Origin of the sequence: Ewingella americana (genome assembly GCF_006438725.1) — a bacterium.
Taxonomy (GTDB): Bacteria; Pseudomonadota; Gammaproteobacteria; order Enterobacterales; family Enterobacteriaceae; genus Ewingella; species Ewingella americana_A.
Genome location: NZ_RCZD01000010.1, coordinates 198,640 through 212,607 on the forward strand (window position 1 = coordinate 198,640; position 13,968 = coordinate 212,607).

The window sequence follows — 13,968 nt, forward strand, 5'->3', positions numbered from 1 at the left end:
CCCGGCAAATGCAATGTTCCTCACAGGGCTGAATCCCTTGTAAACCGGCGCTTTTCACGGTTTTCGGCCCCCTTTCATCAGGAGGGAAACGACAGAACGTCCAGTGTAATCGAGATTTTTTCATCTGTAATAAATTTCACGCAAAGGAGAGTTTCATGTCAAAAATGTCAACGTCAGAGCTTCGTAGTTATCAGCAGATTTGTGGTAAAAACGGCGCGATGCTGGTGATAGCCTGCGATCAGCGCGGGGCTATGCGCAGCCTGCTGTCCAGCGACCCGCAACAACAGGCGTCAATTTCCGAACACGCACTCGGTCAGATTAAAGCCGACATCACCCAATATCTCGCCAGCAAAGCCTCCTGTGTGCTGGTCGACCCGGTCTGCGCTGTCCCGCAGTTGGTGGATGATGGCATCATTGCCCGCGATACCGCCCTGCTGATTGGCCTCGATGCATCGGGTTGGGATAACTCACCGGAAGGCTACCGCCTGTCGCGGCTGGTCGCCAATGTGGATGCCCGCCGCGTGCGTGAACTGGGCGCCACCGGCGGAAAAATCATGGTCTACCTGCGGGCTGATCTGCCGCAAGCCAACCGCCACAACATTGATATCCTGCACCAGTGTGTCAAAGATTTTGCCCGCGAAGACCTGTTGCTGGTGGTGGAGTTCCTGACCTACAAACTCGACAACGAAACCGAGGAAGAATATAAAGAAAAAATCCCGGCGCTGATTTATGGTGGCACGAAAATTTGTCTGGAGTGCGGCGCGAAGGTGCTAAAACTGCCTTATCCTGGATCAAAACAGGCCTGTGCAGACATCACCACACTGGCGGGCGACGTGCCGTGGGCCGTGCTTTCAGCGGGTGTCGATCACACAACCTTCCTCAAACAAGTGGCCGATGCCATGAGTGAAGGGGCATCAGGCGTTATCGCCGGGCGTTCACTGTGGAAAGACTGCATTTCGCTCGACCGCAGCGCGACAAAATCCAAACTGGAGACGCTGGCCATTCCGCGTCTGAATGAGCTTCAGGCAGTGATTCAGCAGTATTTCCATGCGCCAGCACGCAACCAAACCGAACAGGTGGAACATGTCTGAGAACAGAGCGGCTTTTAACGTCGAACCTGCGGGCCAGCCGGGTAAACGGGTTATTCTGGTCAACGGGATCCCTGCCTCCGGTAAAAGCCGTCTCGCCGTTGAGCTCTCTGCGCAAACAGGCTGGCTGCAATTGTCGCTTGATGGCATAAAAAACCCGTTCCTTCAGCGGATTGCAGGCGTGGACCGTGCGTTCAATCGCGTGCTGGGACAGGCGAGCTATCAGGTTATCTGGTCGATCGTGGCGGATGCACCGCAAACTAGTACCTTTATTGTCGATGCCTGGTTTGGCTTTCAGCCAAAAGAAGTGCTCAGGAATTACCTGACGCAGGCCGGCGTAACGCAGGTGGTGGAAATCTGGTGTCAGATCTCCGCAGATCTGGCGGCAGCGCGCTACGCTGCGCGGCTGGATCAACGTCTTCCCGGACATTTAGGAGCGGAATATATTCCCGAATTAAAAATTCTGGCGGCAAATGCTCAGCCAATGGAATTCGGACCGGTATATTATGCCGACCAGGATAAACAGATAAACATTCAGATGATTCGACACTGGATAGACTCTGTATTAAAAGAGCAATAAGCATAATCGCAATATCTGGAAAATATTATGTTACTGTTCAAAACGGTTTACTGACATTAATTCAGTACCCACAGAGTTTCTATGTCATTAATTATAGAACAAATTTTAGCATTATTATTCTTTCCAATGATAAATAGGAATAGATTGATCACAGTTTTTATTATTTTTAACTATGATACTGAGAATAGCCGTTAATTATTGTTAAGAGGTAATATGTTAACTGACTGGATTAATGAAAGTAACATTAGCATAATTAATCATATTGAAAATTGGCAGCAAGCGGTGGCATTAGCCGTGCAACCGTTAATTGATTCGGGTGCGGCAGAAGGCCGCTATCTTCAGGCTATATATGATATGCACCGTGAAATTGGTCCTTATTATGTATTGGGTGAGGGTATTGCAATGCCTCACGCCCGGCCAGAAGAAGGGGTCATCAGAACGGCGCTGTCGTTAGTGATTGTGTCAGAAGGGGTCGAGTTCGGCAGCGAAGATAATGATCCCGTGTATGTTATTTTCGCACTGGCCGCCATAGACAGCCATTCACATATTGAAATGATCGCCAGCCTTTCTCATTTATTTTGCGACGAGGATGCCGCGAAAAAATTAAAAGAGAGTCAAAACAAGCAGGAAGCATTAGAGATCATTCGACAGTTTTAAACGTGAAGTGAAGAGAGATGAACATAACCCTTTTATCATCACCTACAAAATGCGTAAGGGAAAATCATGAAAAAATTATCAATCCTGGCGGTATGCGGTGCGGGTCTGGGCAGCAGTTTTGCCTGTGAAATGAGCATAGAAGCCGCCTTAAAAGATTTAGGTATCGAAGCTGACTTGTCCCATTGCGATATATCCAGCGCCACGTCAACACGCGCAGATATTATTTTCACCGGAGAAAACTTCAGATCACAATTCCAGCACTACACCATCAAAGCCAATATTATTTATTTGAAAAGACTCGTCGATAAGAATGAAATAAAAAGCAAACTGATGCCCGTCCTTCAGGAAATGGGGCACCTGACCGTATAATAATAAAATAGTCTACTTCCATAGAACAACTCTACATCTCTACTACAGGGGACGCTTATGTCTTTCCTTCACTTTATTGTTAATGATGTATTAGGCCAGGCATCAATATTAATATCGCTGATTGCGATGATCGGTCTGATCGCATTGAAAAAAAGCCCCGGGCAAATCATCACCGGCACACTAAAAACGCTGCTGGGGTTTTTAGTCTTACTCTCCGGCGCCAGTATTATTGTTAACGCCTTAACTTTCCTGGGAGAAATATTCCAGAAAGGTTTCCACATGCGCGGCATCGTGACGGACGTCGGGTCGATCGCCGGTATCGCCCAGCAAACGCTCGGACGTGAAACCGCATTAATTATGGTACTGGCGTTTGTCGTCAATATATTGATTGCCCGCTTTACCCGCTTTAAATATATCTTCCTGACCGGCCAGGCTTCTTTATGGATGGCCACCGTCTGCTCCGTGATTGGTTATATGGGCGGTTTGCGCGGCACCGAACTGATTGTTACCGGCGGCGTCATTGCCGGGGTGATGGCGGTGGCGATGCCGGTACTGGCACAGCCGATTGTGCGCAAAATTACCGGTTCAGATGATTTTGCGCTCGGCCATTTCTGCACCATCGGTTATATCGTGCAGGCCGGTGTGGCGAAAGTCACCGGTGACGTCAGTAAAAGCACCGAAGACCTCGAACTGCCGCAGGCTTTATCCTTTTTGCAGGACACCTATCTGTCGATGATGGTGGTGATGATCCCGATTTACTTGATCCCCGCCATCGCCGCAGGCCCGGAAGTGGTCGCGCCTTACGCCAATAGCGTTAACTATCTGGTTTACTCGTTCCTGCAATCGGTGCAGTTCGTGGTTGGGGTGTATGTACTGCTAGCCGGTGTGCGCCTGTTGCTGGCGGAAATCGTACCGGCGTTTCGCGGGATTGCCCTGCGTATTGTGCCGAATGCCATTCCGGCGCTCGACTGCCCGGTGCTGTTCCCTTATGCGCCGAACGCGGTGATCATCGGCTTTATTTCCACCACCATCGGTTCGATTATCGGTATGTTCCTGTTCCCGAGTATCGGTCTGGCGATGATTCTGCCCGGCATGCTGACTAACTTCTTCGCGGGCGGTACCGCCGGGATCTTCGGAAATGCGGTGGGCGGACGGCGCGGTGCCATCATCGGCGGCATCTTCCATGGCCTGTTTATCACCCTGCTCCCCGCGCTGCTGCTGCCGCTGCTTGGCAAATTCGGTTTCTCCAACGTGACCTTCAGCGACTCTGACGTCATCAGCGTCGGGCTGGTGTTTGGTCATTTCCTTAACTTCTTCCACTGAGTTCAACGGAGGCTGATATGAACGCAGAGATCGACGCCATTGTGGCGCAAAACCTGCCGCCGGCAGAGTGCGCCAAAGTGCTCAACGCGCTGGGAACACAGTATCAGGAGCAGCAGGATTTGGACGCCGCGATTGCCTGCTGGGAACAAAGTATGGCCTGTTACGGTAAACCCGGTTTTGCTCAGGCGCAGCTGATGAAAGCGTACAATGCACGCCGACGCCAGTGCTCAGAAGCCGGAGACGGCCAGGGGCTGGAGATCTATTCAGAGAAAATTGATGCACTGATGCAAAAAAGCAAGGATGCGATTCGTTACGGTTTTTAAGTGCATCACGCCGGTAAAACTGATACTAAAAAGGCCAGTGACGAATTGTTGCTGGCCTTTTCACTTTGTACCGGAACCCTCATGCCGATAAAAACAGTCAGCCGCATTGCTGATATTCCTGCCGCTCAATGGGACGCAATGGTCCCCGCCGGGCAGCCTTTTGCGCGTCATGCTTTTCTCTCTGCACTCGAAGAGAGCGGCAGTCTGGGGCCACACTCCGGCTGGCAACCTGAGCATCTGTTGTGGCAACAGGGTGACGACGTGCTGGCGGCGATCCCCGGCTATCGCAAAATGCATTCCGCTGGTGAGTATGTGTTTGACCAGGGCTGGGCGGAAGCCAGCGAACGGGCCGGAATTCGTTATTATCCCAAGTGGCTGGGCGCAGTTCCCTTTAGCCCGGTGACCGGTGCACGCCTGCTTGGCGAACCTGCCGCTGCCGCAGAACTGCTGGCAAATCTGCCTGATTATCTCGCTCAGCATCATCTTTCCGGTGCACATATTAACTTCACCGATACAGCAAACAGCTCGCTGCTCAGCGGCAATCCGGCGTGGCTGCACCGTACCGGCCTGCAATATCACTGGCACAATAAAGGCTACCGCGACTTTCAGGATTTCCTCGATACGCTGACTTCACGCAAGCGCAAGCAGATGCGTAAAGAACGCGAATCTGTGGCGGCGCAAGGCTTTGAGTTTGAATGGCTGGAGGGATCGCAGATCAGCGAAGCGCAGTGGGATTTCGTCTACACCTGTTACGCCAACACTTATCGGGTCCGGGGTCGTGCGCCTTATCTGACGCGGGCGTTTTTCAGTTTGCTGGCCGGGCGTATGCCGGAAAATTTGCGGCTGGTGCTGACCACCTTAAACACCCAACCGGTCGCCATGGCCTTCAGCCTGGTGGATGGCGATACCTTTTACGGGCGCTACTGGGGCTGTCTGGCCGAGTTCGACCGGCTACATTTCGAAACCTGTTTCTATCAGGGTATGGACTACGCCATCGCAAATGGCCTGTCGCGTTTTGACGCCGGAGCGCAGGGCGAACATAAACTGCTGCGCGGCTTCGAACCGGTGATCACCGACTCGTGGCATTATTTACGGCATCCGGGTCTGTGCGATGCCGTAGCGAATTTCTTAGTGGAAGAGCGTGCCGGCGTGCTGCGCTGGGCGCAGGAAGCCCGTGACATGCTGCCGTACCGGCACGACCCGTCTTAATCCATCCCGACAAACCCGCCGGTCTGATGCTGCCATAAACGGGCATAAAGCCCGCCGTGTGCCAGCAGTTCGGCGTGATTCCCTACCTCAACAATCTGCCCTTTCTCCAGCACGACCAGACGGTCCATTTTGGCAATCGTTGATAAACGGTGCGCGATGGCAATCACCGTTTTGCCGCCCATCAGCGTTTCCAGGCTTTCCTGAATCGCCGCTTCGACTTCAGAATCCAGCGCCGACGTGGCTTCATCCATGATCAGGATCGGCGCATTCTTCAGTAATACCCGCGCAATCGCGATTCGCTGACGCTGGCCGCCGGAGAGTTTCACGCCGCGCTCGCCGACGTGCGCGTCCAGCCCACTTCGACCTAAAGAATCATACAGTTGGGGAATAAACTCGTCGGCACGCGCCTGACGGATGGCCAGCTGTAACTCTTCTTCCGTCGCGCCCGGTCTGCCATACAAAAGGTTATCGCGAATCGAGCGGTGCAGCAGCGAGGTGTCCTGGGTGATCATGCCGATTTGCGCACGCAGGCTCGCCTGTGTCACCTGCGAGATATCCTGCTGATCAATTAAAATGCGTCCGCCGTCGATGTCATACAAGCGCAGCAGCAGGTTCACCAGCGTCGATTTCCCCGCACCGGAAGGACCAATCAGACCAATCTTCTCACCAGGGCGAATGGCCAAATCCAGATGAGGGATCACCGGCGCACCTTTACCGTCGTTCTGTTTACCATAATTAAACTGTACGTGATCGAAGTGGATCGCCCCACGTTCCACCTTCAGCGCCTTCGCCTGCGGTTTATCCGTGACCGTCAGCGGCTGCGCAATGGTGTGCAGGCCGTCTTGAACTGTACCGATATTTTCAAATATGCCGTTCACCACCCACATGATCCAGCCGGACATATTCACGATACGGATGACCAGGCCCGTCGCCAGCGCAATCGCACCGACGGAGATCAGCGACTGCGTCCACAACCACAGCGCCAGCCCGGTACTGGCGACAATCAGCAAGCCGTTCAGCGTGGTAATGGCAAAAGCCATACCGGTTAGCAGGCGACCGGCCAACTGAGTTTTCACCGTCTGTTCGAGGATGGCTTCGCGGGCATACTTCTGTTCCATATCGGTATGCGCGAACAATTTCAGCGTGGAGATATTGGTATATCCATCGACAATACAGCCCATCAGTTTCGAACGCGCTTCAGAGGACTCAACCGATCGCTGCTTCACTCTTGGCACGAAATACCACAGGCAAATCGCGTAGCAGAAAATCCAGACAATCAGCGGGATCATCAACCGCCAGTCGGCTTCGGCGAACAAAAATAGCGCACTGGCGGCGTAAATCACCACATGCCAGATGGCGTCCACCATCTGCACGGCCGAGTCCCGCAGCGAGCTGCCGGTTTGCATGATGCGCTGGGCAATTCGCCCGGCGAAATCACTCTGGAAGAAATTCAGGCTCTGTTTAAGCACATACTTGTGGTTTTGCCAGCGCACCATGCTGGTCATGCCCGGCGTCAGGGTCTGATGCACCAGCAAATCGTTCAGCCCGAAAAACACCGGCCGCAGGATCATCGCCACGGCCGCCATCCAGAGAAGCTCCCCGCTATGATCGGAGAAAAAACTGCCGGGCGGTGTGTCTTTGGTCAGGTCGATGATCTGGCTGAGGTAACTGAACAGCGACACTTCGATCAATGATGCCACCAGCCCGACCACTAACAACACGGCAAAACTCGGCCAGACCTGACGCAGATAGTAGAGATAGAAAGGAAAGACCTTGTCAGGCGGCTCCCCGCCCGGCGCCTCACGGAAGATGTCGATCATTCGCTCGAAACGGCGAAACAGCATGGTACACCTCTTAAGTTATTTATCGTCAGAGCTGTCCTGCCCTGATCTTCTGGTTTTTAATGGCTTTGCAGAACCTATAAGCGTAGAGGACTACGGGCCTTTTTGTTTGATCTTTATGCGATTGCTTTTATCATGAAGATAACATTTTGAGCACAACGAGAGGGACTTATGTCAGTAAAGTTAATTGCAGTCGATATGGATGGCACTTTTCTGGATGATGCTAAGAAATACAATAAGAATAAATTCTTAGCGCAGTACGCACAGTTAAAAAAACAGGGAATTAAATTCGTTGTCGCCAGCGGAAACCAGTACTACCAGTTGAAATCTTTCTTCCCGGAAATTGCCGCAGAAATCGCGTTTGTGGCCGAAAATGGTGCCTATATCGTCAATGAAGGTCAGGATGTTTCTGTCGCTGAAATCAGCCCTGAATCCGTCGGCAAAATCCTCGAGTTCCTCGACAACACACCTGGGTTACGCACCGTGATTTGCGGTAAAAACAGCGCGTGGATCCAGTCTTCGCAGCCGGAAGATTTTTACCTCAAGATGAATCGCTTTTACCACCGTCTGCAGAAAATCGAAAGTTATCATGAAATTGATGACACGATTTTCAAATTCGCTCTGAATATCTCCGACCAGCATCTGGCGGAGTTTATGACCACCCTCGATAACGCCCTCGGCCATATCATCACCCCGGTCTCCAGCGGTCATGGTTCTGCCGACCTGATCATCCCCGGCCGCCATAAAGCCAACGGTTTGCGCATCTTGCAGAATCTCTGGGGTATCGACGACAGTGAAGTGGTGACGTTCGGCGACGGCGGCAACGACGTCGAAATGCTGCAACAGGCCGGTTTCGGCTTCTCCATGGCGAACGCCATGCCGGTCGCGACGGCGGCAGCGCGCTACAGGACGGTGTCGAATAATGAGGAAGGGGTGCTAACTGTGATAGACAAGGTGTTGGCGGGGGACAAACCGTTTAATTGATGAATGGCGATTCGCGGGCGGCTGCCCAGACCTGCTTTTAAAATCAAAGTCAAGACCGTGGGCTCGCCGCCCACACTGGCCCAAAGGGTTTTAAACGAAACCCTTTGGAATCCTGCGTTTTTTTGCTGCTGTAACACCGCAGCTGCGCTGGTCACAATGGCCGTGTTTCAGGTATCGCTGTTATAGCCGCAAACTCCGCCGCTACGCGGTGCTCTCCGTTCGGGTTACAACCCGCGCAAACACACGCGCGGTTTTCCACCTCTCCGTCGACGTCGTTTTGAACGCGGCCTCAACATTTTTAAAGACAAACACCGCGCAGATTTTGATTTTGAATTGAAAGAAGCTTCGGCCGCGTTCAAAAATGTCACCGGCAAGTCGGTGGAGAGACAACATCTTTACCGTTGGCTCGAACCCGCAGCCGGGAAGCCCGTCAGGGCTGACATTTTGCGGCTATAACGGAAATACCTGAAACACGGCCACCCCAACTTGCGCAGCTGCTGTTTTTAAAAGAGCCGGAGATTCTTAAGAGGCGCGGCGATAGGCGCCTCTTAAGGCCAGTTTGGGTGGCAACCCAAGGTTTACCAGTGTGGGCCGACGCCCACGACCTTGAATTTGAATTTGAATTTAAATTTAAAAAGCGTGTTCGGGCCGCAGCCCTATTTCTTCAGCACCGAATCCTTCTGCAACAGCGAAAGCACAAACGCCAATACCATGACCCCCGCCGCAATCTGGTACACCGAGTGCAGGGCTGTGCCAAAGGCCTGTAAATAATCATCCCGGATGGCCGGGGGCAATTGCTGAACGGCCTGCGCGCCGAGTGAACGGGGAAGTACGGTACCCTCGGGGATCCGCGCCTGAAGCTGGTTGCGTAGAACATGGGTGAAAATTGCGCCAAACATCGCCACGCCGATCGAACCACCAATCGAACGAAACAGCGTCACGCCCGAGGTCGCCACGCCCATCTGCTTCATCGACACCGAGTTTTGTACCGCCAGCACCAGTATCTGCATCACCATGCCCAGACCAAAACCCAGTACGCTAATGTAGAGATACAACAGATGCAGCGGCGTGCTGACCTTCAAAAAGCCCAGCAACACCATGCCGATAAAACTCAACAGCGTGCCAATAATCGGGAAGATACGGTAACGACCGATGCGACTGATCAACCGTCCGCTGATGATCGAGCTGACCAGCAACGCGCCCATCAGCGGCAGCAGCTGCATCCCGGCCTGCGACGGCGTTGAACCTTTCACCACCTGCAAATAAAGCGGCAGGAAGGTCATCGAGCCCATCAGCGACATACCGATAATAAAACTGATGGCGCAGCTCAGCAGGAAAGTCCGGTCGCGAAACAGGCTGAGCGGGATGATAGGTTCGGCGGCAAGCCGCTCTTCATAGATAAAGCCACCGAGCGTCACCAGGGCGAACGCTAAAATGCACCACAGCTGCGGATCCGACCATTCATACACCGTGCCACCTTCGGTAGTGAACAGGATGATACAAGTCAGCGCCGCCGCCAGATAACCCGCGCCGAGGAAGTCGATCTCATGGCGAATACGCGCGCTCTGCGATTTCAGCGCCACGCCGATCACCAGCAGCGCGAAAATACCGAGCGGCAGGTTGATGTAGAAAATCCAGTGCCACGACATATGCTCCACCAGGAAGCCGCCGATCAGCGGCCCGATGACCGTCGCCAGACCGAACACACCGCCAAACAGCCCCTGGTATTTCCCGCGTTCAGACGGGAGAATCACATCGCCGACTGCGGCCATGCTCACCACCATCAGCCCGCCGCCGCCCAGCCCCTGCAGCGCACGCATCAGGATCAGCTGGGTCATGTTCTGCGCCAGCCCGCACAATACCGAGCCGAGCAGGAAGACCACGATCGCCGTTTGCAGCACGATTTTACGGCCCAGCAGATCACCAAACTTTCCGTACAGCGGCACCACAATGGTGGAAGCCAGCAGATATGAGGTCACCACCCACGAAAGCTGATCCAGCCCGCCCAGCTCGCTGACGATGGTCGGCAGCGCGGTGGAAACGATGGTCTGGTCGAGCGCGGCCAACAGCATGACCAGCATCAGTGCGGAGAACAGCAGTTTTATTGACGGTTTCGGCTCCGTCACTTCATCCTGCGTCGAATTTATCGTTGTCATAAAGAGTCATCTGGCTTGTAATTAATTAACTGTATAATTAATATTGAAGCAACTTATTCATTCGGTCAATGGATCACCCCACTTATGACAGACAGAAAAATCTCAGAAAAGACGCTGACAGCACAAAAAGTTCAAACCGAAGCAACAATGCCCGCACGTCGGCCAGGTCGCCCAAGCGGGGTTAAAAAAGGCGTGGATAAACGCGAACTGCTGCTGGATGCGGCCCTGACACTCTTTGCCCAATCCGGCATCGCTGAAACACCGCTGAGCGCGGTCGCCAAAGAAGCCGGCGTGACCACCGCCATGCTGCATTACTATTTCAATACCCGCGAACAGCTGCTGGATGTCCTGATCGACGAGCGTTTCCAGCCCGTGCGCGCCGGTTTCACCGACATTTTTGATACCCACGCCGACGATCCGCTGATGGCCATCACCTCCATGGCACAGTGCATGATTGATGCCGCCGTTAAATATCCATGGGTGGCCCCGCTGTGGGTGCGGGAAGTGATCAGCGAAAGCGGGATGCTGAAAAAACGCATGGAAGCACGCAATGGCGACAAAAATCGAAAAATCGTGCATGACTCGATCGCCAGATGGCAGGCCGAAGGCCGCCTTAACCCCGACCTCGATCCGGCGCTGCTGTTTATCTCGCTGTTTGGCCTGACGCTGTTCCCGCTCGCCTCCATGAAAATGCGGCAAGGTGCGGCCTCACTCATTACCCCCGATGCCCTGCGCAAACACGTCGCCGTTTTGCTGTTCCACGGCGTTGCGCCGCACAAGCCATAACGATTACTAATTAATTTTTTATATTGCGGGCTTTCACTGAATAAGTAGCCAAGCCCGCGGTCTTATATCTGGTTTACTCTTCTATATCTCTTATCTATTACTCATTTAATCTAATCTTGAGACCGGGCAATATGCGGAATTGAGAACGGTGATGATCTCAAGGCTACAATGAGGAGTTCCTGTACGTTGCGCGGCATTAACACTGTACCCGGAAAGAATCCTTTTTTATTACTATGTGTCCCCCTTGAAAAACTATGCGATGTATATCCCCCTTCCTTAGAATTTAAGGACGTTGAACTAAATTTAATCTGCGCGAATGAATTATTTATTTTTATTAATGAAAACCCGTAAGAATAGGGTTCAGGAAGCTTATTTTTATGCATTACAGCAGAATGATGTGTCATGCCGACAATTCTGTTGGCTAACCAATTACCTTCTTTGTAGGTTTTAAACGGTGCCATCGTTCCCTGACGCTCTCCCGGCGCACCCGAAGCATAGCGATTCATCCCTCGGCTCGAACAGTTGTTTATAATATCAGCATCGAGTTTGCAGCCTCTTGTTTCAAAAATATTGACCGGGGAAATAAAAACCCCTCGAGGGTGAGTGCAAAAAATACCAATGAACCACTGCCCTGATTTAGCAACTTTAAAATCCTCAACATCTATTACATTATATATACAGTTCACTTATGAATTCCATGCAGTTATATTCCACATCAATATGAAACGTGACATTTAATTTCAAATAGTCTAAACAGAAAATAAATTAACTTATAGACCTTAAATAGATTAAATTTATTTAATATATTTGATTTGTTGTTAATGAAATAAACAATTCGTAATAGGTTGTACGTGGCATGAGTTAAACCGTCACAGTCTACGAGAAAAAATGTGACATCAGTTATTTTATCACCCCGCGTCGCTGTTTAACCTCCTGTTCAGCTTGATGTGCTTTCCGATGGCCTCAGGCGTGGCACCGCACAAACCCTGGATTGAATACGTATCTGCGCGGGGGATCTCCGCGTAACTCACTTTAATTCCTCATTTTTGTATCGAAAAATACTGCGCGGACTCTATTATCATGTAACGAAATTGTTGCTGTGAATTAAGGAGTGGTTGTAAAAATGAAGGGAATGCCGCCACTGATCCTCGCATTGCTCACCAGTTCGTTAGTACTTACTATCGGACGCGGTGTCACGCTGCCGTTTATCACGATTTATCTGACGGAGCACTATCATCTGCTGCCGAAAAGCGTCGGGATTATTCTCGGAGCGAGCCTGGCGATCGGCATTCTTAGCAGCCTGTACGGCGGCTATCTGGTGGATAAATTCAATCACCGCACATTGATCACCGTATCGATCAGCACATTCGGCCTGAGTTTTTTACTGCTGCCAATACTGCCCAACGTCACCGGCGTGTTGTTGGTTTTAGCCCTGCTCAATGCGTCTTATGCGCTGCTGAGTATTACGCTCAAAGCCTGCATCGCCAGCTGGTTGCCGGTCGCGAAACGGGTGAAAGCCTTTTCGATGAACTACACGTTGGTGAACGTCGGCTGGGCTGTAGGTTCATCGCTTGGCGTATGGCTGGCAGGGTACAGCCCGGTTCTGCCGTTTGTGATTTCCGCCATACTGGCGTTCGGCACGGTACTCTCCCTGGCCTGGGGTCTGCGCAATATTCCTCATACGCCGCCGCAGACAGAGCAGGAACAAAAACCGCTGCCTAAGCCCAATCTGCGCCAGACGCTGAGCATCCTGGCCCACGACCGCCGCCTGATCTATTTCACGCTGGGCAGCACACTGGGATCGGTCGTATTCGGCCAGTTCGCCGGTTATCTGTCGCAATACCTGATCCTTGTTTCGAATGCTGCCTTTGCGTACAAAATTATCGGCGCAGTGATGATCACCAACGCCGTGATTGTTATCGCCTTCCAGTACGTTTTAAGCAGTCGGATGAAACAAAACACCCTGCTCAAATGGCTGTTACTCGGCACACTCTTCTTCATCATCGGGCTGATCGGATTTATGACCGCCGGACAATCGATGCTGTTTTGGATCATCGCGATGGCAATTTTCACCTTCGGCGAGCTGATCGTCATTCCGGTGGAATATATGTTTATCGACTTTATTGCCCCGGAAAACATGAAAGGCAGTTATTACGGTATGCAGAACCTGAGCAACCTCGGCGGCGCCATCAACCCGGTGCTGTGCGGTTTCCTGCTCAGCTACACCGCCCCACCGGTGATGTTTATCGCGCTGATCGCCGCCGCCGTCGGTGGTCTGGTGTTCTTCTGGCTTGGGCACAGGCTGGCGACGCAGAGGGCGGTACAGGCACAATAAAAAAGGCGCACCCTGAGGATGTAATGCCGATCGTTTAAGAGTACTTGAACGATCCTGCCAGTAAGAGACAATCCGGGAACAGCCTTCTGTTCCCGGATTTTTTATGTCTGAAGATGACATGGATTTTGTTGTTGATGCTTTCTCCTCTGAGATCGATGCCTTTTCACGTTCACTTGACCCTCTCTGGATCCACCAGGCCCTGACTGCCTGCCAGAAGGCCAGTATTCGCAGGCGTCGTCTGCCTGCTGAGCAGGCTGTATGGCTCATCCTGATGATGGGGTTGTTGCGTGATTTATCCATCAAAGATGTCTGCCATC

The 13,968-nt window shown here is 52.2% G+C and carries 14 protein-coding genes; 11 read left to right on the top strand and 3 right to left on the bottom strand.

The annotated features are described in order from the left end of the window. The first annotated feature begins 155 nt into the window (after nucleotides 1-155). The 7 genes from EAH77_RS18375 (at nucleotide 156) to EAH77_RS18405 (ending at nucleotide 5,549) form a co-directional block, all read left to right on the top strand. Nucleotides 156-1,091, top strand: a complete 936-nt coding sequence (locus EAH77_RS18375; protein WP_140474263.1) for a tagatose-bisphosphate aldolase — start codon at nucleotides 156-158, stop codon at nucleotides 1,089-1,091. Then, nucleotides 1,084-1,668, top strand: coding sequence for an AAA family ATPase (locus tag EAH77_RS18380; RefSeq protein WP_140474264.1), 585 nt, complete (start codon nucleotides 1,084-1,086; stop codon nucleotides 1,666-1,668). Before EAH77_RS18375 ends, EAH77_RS18380 begins: the two co-directional genes overlap by 8 nt. Nucleotides 1,669-1,881: 213 nt before the next feature. Next, nucleotides 1,882-2,325, top strand: a complete 444-nt coding sequence (locus EAH77_RS18385) for a PTS sugar transporter subunit IIA (RefSeq protein WP_140474265.1) — start codon at nucleotides 1,882-1,884, stop codon at nucleotides 2,323-2,325. A gap of 66 nt (nucleotides 2,326-2,391) precedes the next feature. Then, nucleotides 2,392-2,694, top strand: a complete 303-nt coding sequence (locus tag EAH77_RS18390) for a PTS sugar transporter subunit IIB (RefSeq protein ID WP_140474266.1) — start codon at nucleotides 2,392-2,394, stop codon at nucleotides 2,692-2,694. A 57-nt stretch (nucleotides 2,695-2,751) separates the two neighbouring features. Next, nucleotides 2,752-4,017, top strand: coding sequence for a PTS sugar transporter subunit IIC (locus tag EAH77_RS18395; RefSeq protein WP_140474267.1), 1,266 nt, complete (start codon nucleotides 2,752-2,754; stop codon nucleotides 4,015-4,017). Nucleotides 4,018-4,034: 17 nt separating this feature from the next. Next, nucleotides 4,035-4,340, top strand: coding sequence for a hypothetical protein (locus EAH77_RS18400; RefSeq protein WP_140474268.1), 306 nt, complete (start codon nucleotides 4,035-4,037; stop codon nucleotides 4,338-4,340). Between the two features lie 81 nt (nucleotides 4,341-4,421). Next, nucleotides 4,422-5,549 carry a GNAT family N-acetyltransferase gene (locus EAH77_RS18405; RefSeq protein ID WP_140474269.1) on the top strand — a complete coding sequence of 376 codons (1,128 nt, stop codon included), beginning with the start codon at nucleotides 4,422-4,424 and terminating at the stop codon, nucleotides 5,547-5,549. Here EAH77_RS18405 and EAH77_RS18410 read toward each other — a convergent pair. Beyond that, a complete protein-coding gene (locus EAH77_RS18410) occupies nucleotides 5,546-7,393 on the bottom strand; it encodes an ABC transporter ATP-binding protein (RefSeq protein ID WP_140474270.1) in 1,848 nt (615 codons plus the stop codon). The genes EAH77_RS18405 and EAH77_RS18410 overlap by 4 nt on opposite strands. A 168-nt stretch (nucleotides 7,394-7,561) precedes the next feature. Here EAH77_RS18410 and EAH77_RS18415 point away from each other — a divergent pair, with 168 nt between their 5' ends. Continuing rightward, nucleotides 7,562-8,374, top strand: coding sequence for a Cof-type HAD-IIB family hydrolase (locus EAH77_RS18415; RefSeq protein WP_140474271.1), 813 nt, complete (start codon nucleotides 7,562-7,564; stop codon nucleotides 8,372-8,374). Nucleotides 8,375-9,030: 656 nt separating this feature from the next. Here the strand turns inward: EAH77_RS18415 and EAH77_RS18420 are convergent. Further along, nucleotides 9,031-10,530, bottom strand: a complete 1,500-nt coding sequence (locus EAH77_RS18420) for an MDR family MFS transporter (protein ID WP_140474272.1) — start codon at nucleotides 10,528-10,530, stop codon at nucleotides 9,031-9,033. Nucleotides 10,531-10,614: 84 nt separating this feature from the next. On the opposite strand from EAH77_RS18420, the gene EAH77_RS18425 reads away from it, so the two are divergent. After that, nucleotides 10,615-11,316: a TetR/AcrR family transcriptional regulator gene (locus EAH77_RS18425; protein WP_140474273.1), complete on the top strand. Its 702-nt coding sequence runs from the start codon at nucleotides 10,615-10,617 to the stop codon at nucleotides 11,314-11,316. 110 nt (nucleotides 11,317-11,426) lie between these two features. Here EAH77_RS18425 and EAH77_RS18430 read toward each other — a convergent pair whose 3' ends face one another. After that, entirely contained in the window at nucleotides 11,427-12,002 is a 576-nt protein-coding gene (locus EAH77_RS18430) for a hypothetical protein (protein ID WP_140474274.1), read from the bottom strand. A gap of 437 nt (nucleotides 12,003-12,439) precedes the next feature. On the opposite strand from EAH77_RS18430, the gene EAH77_RS18435 reads away from it, so the two are divergent. Beyond that, nucleotides 12,440-13,651: an MFS transporter gene (locus EAH77_RS18435; protein WP_140474275.1), complete on the top strand. Its 1,212-nt coding sequence runs from the start codon at nucleotides 12,440-12,442 to the stop codon at nucleotides 13,649-13,651. A 103-nt stretch (nucleotides 13,652-13,754) separates the two neighbouring features. Continuing rightward, a partial coding sequence (locus EAH77_RS18440) for a transposase domain-containing protein (protein ID WP_194150507.1) occupies nucleotides 13,755-13,968 on the top strand: 214 nt, incomplete at its 3' end.